Origin of the sequence: Limosilactobacillus sp., from assembly GCF_051873075.1 — a bacterium.
Taxonomy (GTDB): Bacteria; Bacillota; Bacilli; order Lactobacillales; family Lactobacillaceae; genus Limosilactobacillus.
Genome location: NZ_JBJEEM010000035.1, coordinates 128,765 through 144,284, shown reverse-complemented (window position 1 = coordinate 144,284; position 15,520 = coordinate 128,765). Strand labels below are relative to the sequence as shown.

18 protein-coding genes and 1 riboswitch are annotated in these 15,520 nt (G+C 51.5%); of the genes, 10 read left to right on the top strand and 8 right to left on the bottom strand.

What is annotated here, in order from left to right:
- The 3 genes from ACI31J_RS04710 to ACI31J_RS04700 all read right to left on the bottom strand — a co-directional run.
- A partial coding sequence (locus ACI31J_RS04710; protein ID WP_439773282.1) for a helix-turn-helix domain-containing protein occupies nucleotides 1-151 on the bottom strand: 151 nt, incomplete at its 3' end.
- 73 nt (nucleotides 152-224) lie between these two features.
- Nucleotides 225-1,643: a basic amino acid/polyamine antiporter gene (locus ACI31J_RS04705; protein ID WP_439773279.1), complete on the bottom strand. Its 1,419-nt coding sequence runs from the start codon at nucleotides 1,641-1,643 to the stop codon at nucleotides 225-227.
- A gap of 125 nt (nucleotides 1,644-1,768) precedes the next feature.
- Entirely contained in the window at nucleotides 1,769-2,422 is a 654-nt protein-coding gene (locus ACI31J_RS04700; RefSeq protein WP_439773278.1) for a histidine phosphatase family protein, read from the bottom strand.
- A gap of 173 nt (nucleotides 2,423-2,595) precedes the next feature.
- On the opposite strand from ACI31J_RS04700, the gene ACI31J_RS04695 reads away from it, so the two are divergent.
- The 3 genes from ACI31J_RS04695 to ACI31J_RS04685 all read left to right on the top strand — a co-directional run bounded on the left by ACI31J_RS04695 (nucleotide 2,596) and on the right by ACI31J_RS04685 (nucleotide 5,787).
- Complete coding sequence (locus ACI31J_RS04695; RefSeq protein WP_439773277.1) at nucleotides 2,596-2,856, top strand: hypothetical protein; 261 nt, start codon at nucleotides 2,596-2,598, stop codon at nucleotides 2,854-2,856.
- 120 nt (nucleotides 2,857-2,976) lie between these two features.
- A complete protein-coding gene (locus ACI31J_RS04690) occupies nucleotides 2,977-5,109 on the top strand; it encodes an LTA synthase family protein (protein WP_439773276.1) in 2,133 nt (710 codons plus the stop codon).
- A 156-nt stretch (nucleotides 5,110-5,265) separates the two neighbouring features.
- The gene (locus tag ACI31J_RS04685; RefSeq protein WP_439773275.1) at nucleotides 5,266-5,787 is read left to right on the top strand and encodes a GNAT family N-acetyltransferase; all 522 of its coding nucleotides are present in this window, start codon (nucleotides 5,266-5,268) and stop codon (nucleotides 5,785-5,787) included.
- A 46-nt stretch (nucleotides 5,788-5,833) separates the two neighbouring features.
- On the opposite strand, the gene ACI31J_RS04680 is transcribed toward ACI31J_RS04685, so the two are convergent.
- Nucleotides 5,834-7,063, bottom strand: coding sequence for a D-alanyl-D-alanine carboxypeptidase family protein (locus ACI31J_RS04680; protein ID WP_439773274.1), 1,230 nt, complete (start codon nucleotides 7,061-7,063; stop codon nucleotides 5,834-5,836).
- Nucleotides 7,064-7,147: 84 nt separating this feature from the next.
- On the opposite strand from ACI31J_RS04680, the gene ACI31J_RS04675 reads away from it, so the two are divergent.
- On the top strand, nucleotides 7,148-7,714 hold the full coding sequence (locus ACI31J_RS04675) for a hypothetical protein (RefSeq protein WP_439773273.1): 567 nt from the start codon (nucleotides 7,148-7,150) through the stop codon (nucleotides 7,712-7,714).
- A 12-nt stretch (nucleotides 7,715-7,726) separates the two neighbouring features.
- On the top strand, nucleotides 7,727-7,945 hold the full coding sequence (locus ACI31J_RS04670; protein ID WP_439773272.1) for a hypothetical protein: 219 nt from the start codon (nucleotides 7,727-7,729) through the stop codon (nucleotides 7,943-7,945).
- Here ACI31J_RS04670 and ACI31J_RS04665 read toward each other — a convergent pair.
- Nucleotides 7,923-8,570: a L,D-transpeptidase gene (locus ACI31J_RS04665; RefSeq protein ID WP_439773271.1), complete on the bottom strand. Its 648-nt coding sequence runs from the start codon at nucleotides 8,568-8,570 to the stop codon at nucleotides 7,923-7,925. The genes ACI31J_RS04670 and ACI31J_RS04665 overlap by 23 nt on opposite strands.
- A 189-nt stretch (nucleotides 8,571-8,759) precedes the next feature.
- Between ACI31J_RS04665 and ACI31J_RS04660 the strand changes: the two genes are divergently transcribed.
- Nucleotides 8,760-9,002 carry a hypothetical protein gene (locus ACI31J_RS04660; protein WP_439773270.1) on the top strand — a complete coding sequence of 81 codons (243 nt, stop codon included), beginning with the start codon at nucleotides 8,760-8,762 and terminating at the stop codon, nucleotides 9,000-9,002.
- 86 nt (nucleotides 9,003-9,088) lie between these two features.
- Here ACI31J_RS04660 and ACI31J_RS04655 read toward each other — a convergent pair whose 3' ends face one another.
- Nucleotides 9,089-10,087 carry an NAD(P)/FAD-dependent oxidoreductase gene (locus ACI31J_RS04655; RefSeq protein ID WP_439773269.1) on the bottom strand — a complete coding sequence of 333 codons (999 nt, stop codon included), beginning with the start codon at nucleotides 10,085-10,087 and terminating at the stop codon, nucleotides 9,089-9,091.
- Between the two features lie 174 nt (nucleotides 10,088-10,261).
- Here ACI31J_RS04655 and ACI31J_RS04650 point away from each other — a divergent pair, with 174 nt between their 5' ends.
- A complete protein-coding gene (locus tag ACI31J_RS04650; protein ID WP_439773268.1) occupies nucleotides 10,262-11,224 on the top strand; it encodes a nucleoside hydrolase in 963 nt (320 codons plus the stop codon).
- A 56-nt stretch (nucleotides 11,225-11,280) separates the two neighbouring features.
- Here the strand turns inward: ACI31J_RS04650 and ACI31J_RS04645 are convergent, their stop codons facing one another.
- Both ACI31J_RS04645 and ACI31J_RS04640 read right to left on the bottom strand, forming a co-directional pair.
- A complete protein-coding gene (locus tag ACI31J_RS04645; RefSeq protein WP_439773267.1) occupies nucleotides 11,281-11,787 on the bottom strand; it encodes a TetR/AcrR family transcriptional regulator in 507 nt (168 codons plus the stop codon).
- A 10-nt stretch (nucleotides 11,788-11,797) separates the two neighbouring features.
- On the bottom strand, nucleotides 11,798-12,583 hold the full coding sequence (locus ACI31J_RS04640) for a sulfite exporter TauE/SafE family protein (RefSeq protein WP_439773266.1): 786 nt from the start codon (nucleotides 12,581-12,583) through the stop codon (nucleotides 11,798-11,800).
- Nucleotides 12,584-12,699: 116 nt separating this feature from the next.
- A riboswitch (TPP riboswitch) is annotated at nucleotides 12,700-12,789 on the top strand.
- Between the two features lie 83 nt (nucleotides 12,790-12,872).
- Between ACI31J_RS04640 and ACI31J_RS04635 the strand changes: the two genes are divergently transcribed.
- The 3 genes from ACI31J_RS04635 to ACI31J_RS04625 are packed head-to-tail and all read left to right on the top strand — an operon-like array spanning nucleotide 12,873 to nucleotide 15,490.
- Entirely contained in the window at nucleotides 12,873-13,430 is a 558-nt protein-coding gene (locus ACI31J_RS04635) for an ECF transporter S component (RefSeq protein WP_439773265.1), read from the top strand.
- 6 nt (nucleotides 13,431-13,436) lie between these two features.
- Nucleotides 13,437-14,840 (top strand): ATP-binding cassette domain-containing protein, encoded by a 1,404-nt coding sequence (locus ACI31J_RS04630; RefSeq protein ID WP_439773264.1) that lies wholly within the window; start codon nucleotides 13,437-13,439, stop codon nucleotides 14,838-14,840.
- Nucleotides 14,837-15,490 carry an energy-coupling factor transporter transmembrane component T family protein gene (locus ACI31J_RS04625; RefSeq protein WP_439773263.1) on the top strand — a complete coding sequence of 218 codons (654 nt, stop codon included), beginning with the start codon at nucleotides 14,837-14,839 and terminating at the stop codon, nucleotides 15,488-15,490. The genes ACI31J_RS04630 and ACI31J_RS04625 overlap by 4 nt, the downstream gene beginning before the upstream one ends.
- Nucleotides 15,491-15,520 lie beyond the last annotated feature (30 nt).

The following is a 15,520-nucleotide window of genomic DNA, read 5'->3' as shown; positions in this document are numbered from 1 at the left end:
TCTGATCGTCCATAATGAGTGACTCGTCATACATGTCGTTCCACAAAGCTAAACCCTGGTTCCAACAATAACGGCGGTAATCACATAGATCATCGAGAGCTTTTTTCATCATTCGATTCGGGTATAGTTTTGCCTTCTCTGTTCTTATCACCGATAGCGCCGCCTTTCCAAGTTGATTGCGTTCGACGGTATTTGATAACATTCTGGTTAACTGTTTACTCCTCCTAGTTAATCGAAATCGTCCCGTTAGCAACCAGGACCAACGAAGCCACCGCGAAAATCGCAATCAAAACCATTGCCCACTTCTCCGTCTTAGTGACCTGGTGGCCAAATTCCTTGCAGGCTTGCAGGTAGAAGATGAAGCCAGGCAGGAAACCAACAGAAACGATCATGACCTCTTTCCAGCCCGACAGGATCATCGCCATCAGTTCAAACAGGGTGGCAATCAGCCCAATGATAAACTGTCCCCATTCCTGATGCTGCCAGCTGTACATCATCTGGTAGATCCCCACTAACAGGTAGCAGATCAGGATGGCTGCCGTACACAGGGTGTAGGCGAAGTTGTAGGCATAGGACGTAAACAGTAATGAGAACAGGAAGAGGGACTGCAGGACCCCGGTGATGACTAGGGCCCGGGTCGGTGCCTTCTTCGCGTTCACTTCACCCCAGGAAGTTGGCAACGTCTGATCGTCGGCCATCAGCATCAGCGACTCAGCCGGCAGCATCGTCCAGGAGAGCCAGGAGACCAGGACAGAGATGATCAGCCCAATGCTGATCAGAGCAGCACCCCAGTTGCCAACCAGGTGTTGCATGATGGCACCCAGGGCCGGTTGACCCCCGGCAGCCAGCTCAGCCCGGCTCATGACCCCGTAAGGCAGGACAGAAACCACAATGTAGATCGTCAACAGGCTAGCCAATCCCAAGATAGAAGCCTTCTCGGCATCGGAACGGGTCCGGGCCCGGCTGCTAAGCACGGAAGCCCCCTCGACCCCCACGAAGAGCCACATCATGACCATGATGGAACCCTTGATCTGATCGAAGACGGAACCGGACTTGGCACTGTGGGCGTTCTGGGCAACGTTGCCCCAAAAGTCCGCAGTGAAGATCCGGGCCTTGAAGCCGAGAATCACACAGATAACGAAGACGACCAGCGGAATGATCTTGCAGATCGTCCCGATCGAGTTGATGAACGCTGCCGACTCAACTCCCCGGTTAACCAGGAACGTCAAAACCCACGTTAAAATAATGGCAATGATGATTGAAAAAAGGTTCTGCCCGTTCTTGAAGAGCTTGGGAAAGAAGGTCCCTAGAGCGCTCATCGTAATGGTCGCGAAGGCGATGTTCCCCAGCCAGGCCGACAGCCAATAGGCCCAGCCGGATACAAACTCACCCAATGGGCCAAACGCCGCGGCCGCATAGCTAAAGATCCCGGAATCGAGGTCGGGCCGCTTCTGTGAAAGATTGTTCAGTGACAAGACCAGGGTCAAGACCCCGATCCCCACGATTACCCAGGCGATCATTGCCGGACCCGGGGCAGCGGCAGTCGCCAGGTCACTGGTAATGCCAAACGCCCCCGACCCGATCGTTGAACCGATAATCAGCAGGGTCAGTTCACTAGTATTAACTCCCTTTTTCTCATTCATTTTCTCTCCACCTCACGTTCGATTTAGGAAATTATGGGCTTATTATATCAGCTCGTGAAAACGCTATCAATAACAAAGTAAATAAAAAAGCGGGGGCTGTGATGGCCTCCGCGCTGTGTTTAGGATCACTTATCGTAATCAACAATCTTAAAATCGTCGTCCGTTAAAGTTGCCGTGGTCAGACTGCCGTTCTTCGGCCGCACCGTGACGTCATACTTACCACCGCCAAAGCGTTCCACCAGACTCAGCAAGGTGTTGCCGTGGCTAACCCACAGAACGTTGGCATCGTCTGGCAGGTCAGCATTGCGGACCAGGGCAATCCCCTTGTCCATCCGTTCCCAGTATTCGGCGTTGTTTTCCGCGTCATGGAAGGGGTCGGCATCCTTCAGCCAATCCTTAGCCGTGCCGATGGAATGATCGGTAACGATGTCGTGGAAGTTCTTGTAGCCGTGCGGGGCCCCGGCGTTGTACCAGGCAAGGTCCATGTTGGTCCCTTCATAGGAGCCGTAGAATTCCTCCCGAAAGTACGGTGAGGTTACCGGGTGGTCAACCGAATCGGCCTGGTTGAGGTCCAGGATCGTCTGAATGGTTTCCATCGCCCGGGTTGTGTCGCTGCAAAATGCCGCAGCAAAGTGAATGTCTTTGAGCCGTTTTCCGGCATCGCGAGCATTTTGCTTCCCCTTTTCGGTCAGGGGCGAGTTGCTCCAGCCCTGCAGCTTGTTATAGATGTTGAAGTAGGTTTGCCCGTGCCGAACCAGGTACAAATTAAGTTTTGTCATCGACAATCATCCTCCTATTAGCCATTTTCTTCATTGTACCGCTTCCAATTGAGCGATTGTAGCGATTTGGCCTTAATTCTTTCTTAATAACATTTATCCAGCCTTTAGGGTTTTGGTCGCACTTTCTTCACAACCATCGGCTAAACTTAAAAGCATAGAAGGAAGGGATTAACATGAAATTAAAAGATACAAGCAACGCCGACATCGTCGCCGCCCGAATCGTGGCCGTCAGTGGCAAATCCGTCAAGGTAGTTACCGAGGACGGCCAGAAGATCAAAATTCCTCTCACTAAGCAATACCGCCAGGACAAGAGCTGGCTGGCATCCTTAAAAGACATCCTCAACGCGGGGATCTGGATCCCGGTTAACCGCCATCTGAAGCAACTGTTTAATTACGACTGGCTGACCGGACCAACGGCCCCCGTAAAGAATTAAGTTTTCCCAATGATTGAACCGAAAATCATGTTTCGCGCTAATCTGTGATAAAATATTTTTGATTTGCTAAATTTATTCTGGCAAGTTAAACAAACACTTTGATTGCGAGGAACATTCCTAATGAAAAAATTAAGCAAATTTGTGGACACTAGGATTGGCTTTTTCGTCCTCCTAGTTGTCCTTTTTTGGTTCAAAACCCTGTTTGCTTACTTTACCGATTTCAGCCTCGGGGTCGAGGGAATCTTCCAATTCCTGATTCTGATTTTCAACCCCCTGGCAACCACCGCACTAATTTACAGCCTGGCGTTTTATTTCAAACGGGCGCGCTTCTTCTACCCGGTGATCATGGGCTTAGACATTGCCAATACGCTCCTGCTCTACCTCAACGTGATCTACTACCGGGAGTTCACAGACTTCATGACTATCGCCACGATGACGGGCTACTCCAAGGTTAACCAGGGGCTTAGCGGGAGTTCGCTAGCCCTGACCAACCTTCACGACGTCTTTTACTGGCTCGACATCGTAGTCATTATTCTCTTGATGCTGTTCAAGAAGATCCATTTTGACCCCCGCGCGATCGGCAGTCGCTTGGCCTTTGCCTTCACCTCGATGTCGCTGGTACTCTTCGGTGTCAACCTAGCCTGTGGTGAGATGAGCCGGCCACAGCTGTTGGGCCGGACGTTTGACCGCAACTACATCGTCAAGTACCTGGGGATCGACGCCTTCACCGGCTATGACCTGGTCAAATCCCAACACATCAACGACATGCGCCAGAGTGCCACCAAGTCAGAGTTGGAGAAGGTCAAGAAATTCACCGACAAGCACTATGCCAAGGCTAACCCGCAAATGTTTGGGATCGCCAAGGGACGCAACGTGATTGTCATTCACCTGGAGAGCTTTCAGCAGTTCCTGATCGACAAGAAGATCAACGGCCAGGAGGTCACTCCATTCCTCAATTCGCTCTACCACAGCAATGATACCTATGCCTTCGATAACTTCTTCCACCAGGTCGGCCAGGGTAAGACCAGCGACGCGGAAAACATGCTCGAAACCTCAACTTTCGGTCTGCCGCAAGGTTCACTGTTTGCCACCTTGGGTAGCGACAACACCTTCCAGGGCGCACCGGCAATCCTCAACCAGCGGGCCGGTTACACCAGTGCGGTCTTCCACGGTAACGTCGCCAGCTTCTGGAACCGGAATAACGTCTACAAGAACCTTGGTTACCAGTACTTCTTCGACGCCAGCTACTATGACACTTCCGGCGATAAAGCAACCGGCTATGGCTTGAAAGATAAATTGCTCTTCAAGGATTCAATCAAGTACCTGCAGACCCTGCAGCAGCCGTTTTACGTCAAGTACATTACAGTTACCAACCACTTCCCGTACGACCTGGACGATGAGGACAAAGATCCGAACTTCCAGACTACCAATACCGGGGACAGCACTGTCGACAACTACTTTGTGACCGCCCACTACCTTGACCAGTCGATCCAGGAATTCTTCAACTACCTGAAGAAGAGCGGGCTTTATGACCACTCGATCATCATGATCTATGGGGACCACTACGGAATCTCCAACAGCGAGAACACCTCTTTGGCCAGCGTGCTGGGCAAGAATGCCGATGACTGGACCGACTTTGACAACGCCCAGCTCCAACGGGTTCCACTGATGTTCGTCATTCCGAATTCTGGCGGTCACGGGCACATCGACCATACCTATGGCGGTGAGATCGACGTCCTGCCGACCTTGCTCCATCTGCTCGGAATCTCTTCCAAGCGCTACATCCAGTTTGGAACCGACCTCTTCTCAAGTCAGCACAGTCAAGTGGTCGCCTTCCGTAACCAAGATTTTGTTACCCCTCACTACACGGTGATTGGCGGCACAGTCTACGATAACCGGACCGGCAAGGAAGCCAAGCTGACCAAGAAGCAGCAGGAGCGGATCAAGAAGGACCACCAGCTGGTCAACACCGAGCTGAGCCTGTCCGACTCGCTCAACGAGAAGAACCTCCTTCGCTTCTACCATCCGAAGGGCTTCAAAGCCGTCAACCCGGCTGACTACAACTACTCAAATGGGCTGAAACGAGCCGAAAAGATCGAACGCAAGAAGGGGAATAAGTCGACCAGTCTCTACTCAGAGAACCATGATCAGTCGACCGAAAACGACTTCAGCACCGATGCGCCAGAACAGAACCACTCTTCAACCGATTCTAACCGGATCAAGATTACCAACCCAGATGCTAATAACAAGTAACGTACTATTTAGGGTCGTGACGAGGGATTCCCTCATCGCGGTCCTTTTTATTTCCCGGGAAATACTTCCTTAATAATCTGCTAAGTTTAAGCTAGGCTTGCTGGCAAGCCGTTTCCAGTCTGATAAAATCATTATAGATACATAGGAGGGATGTACTTGTCTTTAACAGTTAAACCGCTAAAATCAAGTTTGCCTGAATATCGCCAGGTTAAGGCGCTCTACTACCGCGCCTTTCCTAAATATGAACAAGAAAGCTGGAGCCGGCTGCTCTTCAAGCAGCTGTTTTCGCGGGCTGACTTTCTCGTATTCTATGACCAAGAACAATTTGTGGGTCTTTCGTACGTCATCCACCACCATGGGATTCACTATGTCCTCTACCTGGCCGTCAATGACCAGGTTCGTTCCAAGGGTTACGGAAGCCAGATTCTCGATGAACTAAAGCATCGTTACGCCCCCGACACCTTGATCTTGGATATTGAACAGCCAAACTCGGTGGCCACTAACAATCATCAGCGCTTGCGACGGTTGCGTTTCTACCGGAAGAACGGCTTTGCACTGACGGACCGGTTAACCAAGACCCCAGCGGTCACTTACCAGTTACTGTCGACCAGTCAGGAAATTGACCACGCTAAGGTCGACAACATGTTTGCCTGGTTTAACGGCCGTACCTTCAGCTAATCATCCAAAAAAGAGTCCAGCAAAATTGCTGGACTCTTTTTAAATATCAATACCACAACCGTTGCCAGAAGTTCCCACGGGCAACGTTATCCGTGCTGGAAAGCTGGTAGGTCAATGGCTGACCATACAGGGTCTTCAACTGACTGCTCGACAGTTCCAATTCCCCTAGCTTATGTTTATGGGCAATCGGGGCTTCTAGTTGTCCCTTATCGTTTAGGTAGCGTTTATTCAGCTTAAGCGCCAACGTGTATTTGCGAACATCATTTCCAGTACTCCAAACAGTTATTTGACGCGGGCTAAGGGTTACCTGACGCTGTTGCCCGTTAGCCAGTGGCTGCTTTTGAATATTCTTCGGCAGGGCAATAGTCTGCAGATGAAAGTTCTGTTTGAGCATCTGGTACAGGCGCTGTGTCTGAACAAAGCGATTATCCTTGTTCTTACCGTTGGCATGCAGGACCACCGTGATTATCCGGTGCCCCCGGTAGTTACCGGTGCTGACAAAGCAGGCACCCGCAGTATCGGACGTTCCCGTCTTCAGGCCGTCAATTGTCACCCCGGGCACGGTATACTTTCCCCCAGGCAGCATCTCGTTAAGGTTCTTTTCCGTCTTCGTTTTTCCCTTGGCAATGGTGAAGGTTGCCTGCTTTTGGGCAGTTACCTGGAGCAACTGCGGGTAGTGTTTGATCAGGTAGCGTGCCATGATGGCGACATCGGTAGCCGTCATCTCGTTTTCGGCCTTATCTGAATACTGCTTAGAGGCCAGTGACAGCAGATCGCCATTGTTCAGCCCTACCGGATTTACGATGGTGTAATTTTTCAGCCCGATGTCTTGCGCCTTCTGCTGAAGCTTCATGTTGAACTCATCCAGGCTGTCGCCGGCCGCGGCCGATAGCGCCATCGTTGCTCCGTCAGCTGACTTTACCAGGGCTGCATTCAACAACTCCCGAACGGTGTACGATTGCCCCTCCTGCAGGCCGATTGCTGAATAGTTGGGGTTGTTGGAAATCTCGGCGATTCCGCTGTCAATCTTAACCTTAGTGTTGCCCGTAATCTGATTGCTGTGAACCTCATCTTCAATCACAATCGCCGTGAGCAGCTTGCTGATCGAGGCGATTGGCAGCTTCTGCTGGGCATTCTGTTCATAAATTACCTGACCGGTCGAGGCATCAACCATTATCGCCGCCGAGGCATCGATTAGTGGTGCCGCATGCACAGGAGCCACGATGATTCCAAGCAGCAGGGGAATCATCATTAAGGTTGCAAAAAACTTCTTCATTTTCTCCTCCAAAGTGGTTAATGAATCGCCAAAATACGATAAGATAGGATTGATACTAATATCATAAGGGATTGACCAACAATTATGAACAGCAAGCAAAAACAATTTATCCTGCTGACGACTATTCTCTTCGGCGTTATTGTCTTATTCATCAATATCCATGCCTACTTAGACAGCAGTCATTTCATCACCGGCGCCAGTAAAACGAGTCAGGTGCTCAACGTCAATCGGCTCCGTCACCCAAATATCAATAAGCCATCCGAAAAGAAAAGCTATCCGAACTTAAGCCAACGGGACCACTTGCGAATCATCGCGGTAGCAGACCTAAAGCGGGTCTACGTTCTAGAAGGACACCGGGTAATTTACATCATGCACGCCCGGGTCACGACCAACCAGCGCTCACTTGTCTTTCGGGGACCGCATGGCCAACAAATTGATCACGTTGAGGCCGGGCACACTTTTGCCGGTTGCGACTGGTCAGCGCTGAACCGGCAATGTTACATCATCGCCCCAGCAGCTATTGACCAGAAGCAGGTAAAAAAGAATTGGCTAAAGACTGATTTCAACTTTCCCAACTCCATCCAGTTGTCCCGGCCGGATGCAAAATGGCTCCAGGGCCTGCCTAAGAACACCAAGGTTACCATTCACTAAAGGAGGCGCCACATGTATAAGCAATATATAACCCCAGAATTTCTTCGCTCCCTGCTCATCAGTAACGGGGGCCTGGTTATCCTAACCATCTTTTACAATTTGCTGGCGATGGTTATCCCCATCGTTAAGCTCACCTGGCTGGCAATTATCATTGTATTTATCTTAATTAACGCGGTCCTGATCGGCCTAAAAGTGGCCATTCCGCTGATTAACCAACGACAACAACCTTAGTACCGACCGGTAAGTTTTGTTCCATCCACCGTGCGTCGGGAACCGATAACCGGATGCAACCATGCGATCCCTGGGTCTTGCCTAATTTAGCAGCCTCCTTCTGGTTATAGGAACCATCCGCCTTGGTCGGGACACTGTGGAAAAGGTACTCGCCATGGTTTAGCCAGGAAGTGTAATAATTGGCCCCTTCCTGCAATTTAGCATTGTAAAAGCTGTCGCCGCGCTCTTGCTGCACATGGAAGGTTCCAGTCGGCGTGGCGCTCTTCAGCTTGCCGGTCTTAGCATCCTTCTCATAGATCCCGCCAGTACTATACATCGTGTAAATAACCTTTTGACCATCATATAAGTAGGTCCGGTTCCCCTTGAGGTCGACCTTTACCCAAAGGTCCTTAACCTTGTTGAGGTCTGGGTAGGGAACTGTCTCTGAAGACTTACGCCAATCAATCGGCGTACGCATATGCTGGCTACTGCTTGTCTCCCGTTGGACGGGCCGACTGGCAGCCTCATGGTGGGTGGTCGTTTGTTGGGCACGCTGGTGGGTGCTGTGCAATTGCGGTACAACTGCCAATAGGATAACCGCCAGGCAGAAGAGCCCATACGCCCAATACTTTATCTTCTTACTCAAACCCGCTCTCTCCTTTTATGAATTTACATTAATCAAAAACAACACTATATTATAGTATAGTAAAAGGAATCTTCAATACTAGAAAAGCTGAGTGTATATTAATGCGTGATAACCTAAAAATTTCTTATCTAACCGCCATCGTCTTCTTTCTCGTCGCCGCGCTGGTCGCTAACTTATAGGGGAATAGTCATGGAAAGCCTTCTAAACTATCTTCGTAAGTGTTGGAACTACATCGTCCGCCATCGCTGGTCCAAGGACATCCTGCGGGCCAACCTCCTCTATATCTTCCTCGTGGTCGTATACAACCTTTGCCACTTCTCCCTCGCCGTTATTCATTGGCACGTTTTCAACAAATTCTTCTGGTTGATGAACCTCTGTCTCTTCTTCAAGCTTGGTCTTGACATCCTCGACCGGCTGCTTCGTCAACGATAAAATAAAAGTCCGCCAGATAGTTGGGCTGGGAAACCTCCAGGCTTACTTCTTTCCAGCTTCACATTTTCGGCGGGCTTTTTTATTTTTTATTTGCGTTTAATATTCATCGAAGAGCTGTGGGCTGCCAGCCGCTTATCGGGATATAGTTGCTTGGCCAGGGCGGTAACAGCGGTTGGCGCCTCCCCAAAGGCGGTCGCAATTAGGGCCGTTTTTCCTGGATAGGTCACCCCATCACCGATGGCATAGACCCCGGGAACGCTAGTCTGCATCGTGGAGTCAACCTTCAGGAGGTGCCGTTCGCTGACCAAGTTCAATGACCACTTCGTTAAAGCCGCGTTATTGGCAGTAAAGCCATAGTTCACTACCAGCTGGTCAACGGTCAACTGGTCTTCTTCATCACTGCGCATCTTTTTCAGCCCAATGGTGACCGCATCCCCCGTCTTATCAAGGCTCTTTGGCAGGTACGGGGTAACTAAGTGTACCGTGGACTGCTTCAACTTGCTGACGGTGTGTTCCAATCCCCGGAACCGGTCCCGCCGGTGGATCAGGTAAACGTCTTGGGCTACTGGTTCCAGCATCAGGGCAATGTCAATGGCTGAATCGCCACCCCCCAAGACCGCTACCCGCTGATCGGCAAAATCAGCCTTGTGATTGACGAAGTAGTGCAACTGTTGCCCCTCAAGTTCTTCAGCACCATCAAGCGCCAGCCGCCGTGGAGTGAAAGCACCATTTCCCAAGGCGATGATAACGGCCTTGGAATGAGAGATTCGCTGGGCGGTCTTGATGGTAAAGGTCCCATCAGCCTCCTTGATTACGTCATCGACCGTTTCGTTCAAGAACTGGTCGATCGGCGCCACCGTCAATTGGTCCTTCAGGCGGTCAACGAGTTCCTGACCAGTGACGCCAGGAAGACCGGCCACATCCCAAACCTGCTTTTCGGGATACAGGGCCGCGACTTGTCCCCCTAATTGGGGCAAGCTTTCTATCAGCTGAGCGTGCAATTCGTGCAGTCCACAATAGAAAGCGGCAAACATTCCTGCTGGGCCACCACCGATAATTGTTACATCATAGCTTTCTTCCGTCATTAATACGGGCCTCGCTTTCTTCTTTTTTGTTTAATCATTATAACATTTTCTTAGCCGATTAAAATTTTAATAAAGCGCTACCATGTTTAACGCTTTACCTATTGTGTTTACTAAAAAACTAATTTATTATAGAAATGTAGATAGTAAATTTTAGTTAATCTTGGAGGGACTAATATGGCTAAACGAAAAATGATTCTTGATCTGGATACCGGTGTTGACGACGCTTTAGCAATCGCCTACGCTCTGGCCGACCCAGAGGTTGACCTGATTGGGATCGTCAGCTCCTACGGTAACAACCTGCTCGATGTCTGTGCCGAAAACAGTCTGAAGCTGCTGGAATTGCTCGGTCACACCGATATTCCAGTATTTAAGGGCCTGCCACACTCATGCACGACGGACCACTTTGATGTTATGCAGGTTTCCAAGGACATTCACGGAAATAACGGGATCGGGGAAGTTGAACTCCCTGCCCCAAGCCGGAGCGTTGAAGAAGAATCCGGGGTCGACTTCTACATCGACGCCGCTCACAAGTACGGCAAGGACTTGATCATCATCCCAACTGGCCCAATGACCAACCTGGCTGCTGCCCTTAAGAAGGACCCTGAAATTGCCCACTTGATCGGCAACGTTACCTTCATGGGTGGTGCCTTGACGGTTGAAGGGAACGTTACCCCGGTTGCCGAAGCCAACATCAACCAGGATCCAAAGGCTGCTAACGAAGTGCTGACTTCTGACCTGCCACTGACCATGGTTGGCTTGGATGTTACCCTGCGGACGCTGCTGACCAAGAAGGAAACTCAACAATGGCGTGAACTCGGTACCAAGGCTGGTAAGGCCTACGCCGACATTACCGACTTCTACATCGATGCCTACTACAACCTGGACATCGACAAGAACGGTTGTGCCATTCACGACCCACTGGCTGTCGGTGTCGGGATCGACCCAACCTTCGTTACCACGTTGAGCCTCTTCGTTAAGTGTGTCTACGAAGAAGGTCCATACTACGCACGGATCATCGGTGACAACTCCAAGTTGAACGACCCTAACCCGAACGTTAAGGTTGCCATCAACGTTGATAAGGAACGTTACCTGAAGGTCTTCATGGACCACTTGACTAACCTATTCAAGGAACACTAGTCATAGCAAAACTGAAAAAGCTGCCGACGAGCAAATTGTTCGTCGGCAGCTTTTTTTCAGTCTAGCAATTTTTGCAAAGTGTTCTGCAGACTTGTCAATACCCGGGCCTGGTCAGCAGGATCCCGAAGGCACTCATTGATGGCAGCGTGGCAAAGGATCATCACCGCCCATTCGGTATCATTGCGCGGCTCCGCGGCCCGCTGCTTGGGAAGCATACCTTCATTGGTCAAAAAATGGCGGCGAATATAATCACGATAAGGACTGCGGTGAACCCGGTCTACAAAGCCCGCCACCATCTGGTAATAATCAGCCGCGGTCAAATCGCCCGCCTGTGCGGTAATCGGCGCATGGACTCTGGCCATCACGACTACAAACAGGTACTGGTAGGCGTCTTCGAGGTCCACAAAGTACTTGTAAAAGGCCCCCCGCGAGATTTCCGCCCGCTTGATGATCCGCGCCACCTCGGCATCGGGCAGGTTGTGCTGACTAAACTCGGTCAATAGTGCCGCAGTGATTCGGTGTTTTTTCTCATCATTCAAGTTCTGAAAGGTACGACTTGGCATTATTTCACCCTCACATCATATTGCGAATAACCAGCGATACGGACAAAATCAAAGCCCCGCTGCCGACGACGACCTGCATCAGGCGACCAGGCAAGCGACGAACAATGATCGGGCCCAAGATTCCGCCAATAATGTTGCCAACAAACAGCGGGAGGACGTAATGCCAGTAAATAACCGCCTCAATGGCAAAAATAATGGCGGAGATCGTGTTGGTCGCCGTCATGGCCACGTTCTTCAGGGCGTTGTTAACGGCAAAGGACTGCTGGCGATTGACCACCGTCAGCAAGGTCAGCATCATGACCCCGGCACCAGCGTTGAAATAGCCAGCATAGATCCCCACAATAAAGATCCCCACCCAGGCCATGAAACGATACAGGCGGGACCGACCAAACGCCCGGCTGTTCTGAACCAGCTCCGGGCGGGCCTGCCGTGGCCGATGAGGCACGATCAGGACGATTCCTGCCATGCCAATGCAGATCGGTACTAGCTCCTGGAACCACTTGCTGGGCAGGGTGAAGAGCAGGAGCGCGCCGATGAACGCACCGGCCAGGACCACGGGGATCATTATCCACACCTGTTTACGGTTGTTGCGGAGCTCCCGCGCGGAGGCCACGACCGAGCTATAACCGCTGGCCACGGTCGAAAAGCAGCTGGTAACGTTGGCCATCACTGGTGAAAGCCCCATTGCTAAAAGCGATGGGTACGAAACCAGCGAGGCCAGCCCGGCTGCGGCATTGGTGATCCCCGCCATAATCCCAATGACAATCAACAAGACAATTGAAGCTAATTCAGACATTTCCCTCGACCCTTTTTTAATCTTTTTTCATTGTACCTGTTCCGGGAAATTTCTGCACGCCCTTTCTGCTATTTGAACTTTAAGCACATTTTATGTATTATAAGGGGGTAGAATTAACACGATGTCTGGGGTGCCATTCGGCTGAGATAATACCCATTGAACCTGACCTGGCTAATACCAGCGGAGGAAGATTCGGTACAATTTCATTGATAAAATAAGTCCGTATCCCACGATGTCTTTCATTGTGGGCTTTTTATTTGCCCTAATTTATCAAAGGAGTGTTTTAGTTATGAAGAAAGGCTTTCACTTACGCGATATCATCCTACTTGCCCTCATCGGAATCATCTTTGGGGTAATCTACTATGCAGCAGCGTTCGTCTATAACGGGCTGACTCTCCTGCTTACCCCAGTAGGTTACGGACCCGTTGCCAATGACATTACCATGGGGATCTGGTGCATGTCCGGGCCGCTTGCCGGCTTCATGTTCCGTCTTCCGGGGTCCTCATTTCTCGGCGAATTTCTCGGCGCCGCAGTTGAAATGTTCCTTGGTGACCAGTGGGGGGCTTCCAACTTGATCTCCGGGGTCGTCCAAGGGATTGGGACCGAGCTGGGTTTCACCCTCACCGGCTACCGCATCTACAACTGGCTAACCATCATCATGGTAACGACCTCGACGACCATCATTACCTTCGCCTGGGACTGGTTCAGAAATGGTTACAGCCACTTTGCCGGCCAGATGCTGGTGGTCATGTTCATCGTTCGTTTCATCTCCATCTTCTTCTTTGCCGGGGTGCTGAACAAGCTGATCATTAACATGCTTGATCGGGCCCACGTTATCCGGAGGTAAATCATTATGAAGGCCATCAATATTGAACGGCTCAGCTTTCAATTTGAACACCAGGACCCCGTTATCAATGGCCTCGACATGTGCATTGAAGCGGGTGAAGCAGCCCTGATCATCGGGCCATCCGGTTGCGGGAAGTCCACCCTGCTTAAGCTGATTGCCGGCTTGCTGCCAAAATACGGCGGCCAGGTGACTGCCGGGCAGATCAGACGGGCAACCGTCAACCAGCACCCAATACGAATGGGGATGCTCTTTCAGGATCCAGCAATGCAGTTTGCCATGGATACGCCCCGTCACGAGCTCGAATTCACCCTTGAAAACTGCCAGGTCGCACCCGGCCAGATGCCAGCACGAATCCAGGAAGCCAGCACCTTTGGCCAAATCGGCGACCTGCTCGACCGGAAAATCACGACCCTCTCTGGCGGCCAGCAGCAGAAGGTCGCCCTGGCAGTCGTCATGGCGATGCACCCTGACTTGCTTCTCCTCGACGAACCATTTGCCGCCATTGACGAGCACAACCGGCATTTTTTAATCCAACAGCTGGTCCGGTGGCGGGCCGCCCAACCAGGCCGCACACTTATCGTGACCGACCACGATTGTCACGGCTATGCCACACTCAGCCCCCACGTCTTCCATTTCGTCGCGGGAAAACTGACGGCCCTCACCCCTGCCCAAGGAACGGCCGTCATTAAACGAGCGGATGCCACTGCTAGTACGCCACTCCAGGTTTCCGTTCCAGCAACAACGGCGCCAGCGATCATCCGGCTCAACGACGTCAAGATCAGCCGCGGCAATCGGGAGCTGCTCACCATCCCCGACCTGGCAATCATTAAAAATAAGATCACCCTATTGACCGGGGCAAACGGAACGGGAAAATCGACTTTCTTCAAGGCGCTCACCCGACTGATCCCCTACCAGGGCGAGATTGATTACCTAAAAGACGATATTCAGAAATTATCACCCGGGAAATATCACTACCAAGTCGGCTTGGCCTTCCAGCAGGCCAACGAACAGTTCCTCAACGTTACTGTCGGCGAAGAATTGGCCCTTAGTGCCCGTTATCAGCGCCAGCCCGTATTCACTAACAATCGGTTGAAGACGATCTTAAATGACTTTGGTCTAGCAGGGATGGAGGACCGGGTGGTGTACTCGCTCAGCGGCGGCCAGCGCAAGAAGCTGCAGTTGTTGGTCATGCTAATGATTGGCCACCCCGTACTCCTGCTCGACGAACCCTTCGCCGGCCTTGATCGGGACTCGCTGGCCACCGTCTTTGACCTAATCAAGCGTTGCCAACACGCCCTGCCCCAAACCATCGTAATCATTAGCCACCAGCTGACGGGGCTTGACCAACTGGTGGACTACCACCTTCACCTAGATGCTGGAAAGCTTTTCTATCAGGGGGTGCAAGAATGAATCCAAGCTTAAAATTATTTCTGGTACTTATCATCGCCCTGGAGGTTACCTTTACCAATCACCTTTTCAGCAACGTGGTGATTATCATCCTGGCTCTGGCCTACTTGATCTACCGTCGGGTGAGCTGGCGCCGGCTAACCTGGATGATTGCCGTTACCCTGATTCCGGCGGTCGCGATCTTCGTCACCATCGCATTCTTCAGTCCCAGCCGCAACGTCTACTTTGCCTGGGTCCTGGTGAGTCGGCTCTACGTCTACGTCTTGACCGGGTCGGCGGTTAGCTGCACCACCAGCGCCCTGCAACTGGTGCGGTCCCTTGAGCAGAACTGCCATCTCCCGAGTAAATTTGCATACGGGGTCCTAGCCGCCCTTAACCTCTTCCCCCGCATTTACCAGGAGGTCCGCCTCATCCGAATTGCGGGCCAGATGCGGGGAATCACCCTGCACTGGTGGTCGCCGCGGCTCTACTTCAAGGCTATCCTGGCTGCCAGCCAATGGGCAGATCAGATGGCCCAAGCCATGGAGAGTCACGGTTTCGTGGAGGGACAGGCCCGGACTAGTGCGCACCGGATTCCCTTAACGCGTCGGGACTGGACGACTTTTATCGGCCTAGTCGTTGTCCTCCAGTGCCTTATCATTGCACTCCCCTGACTGATCAGGCATAATAAACGTAAAAAAGGA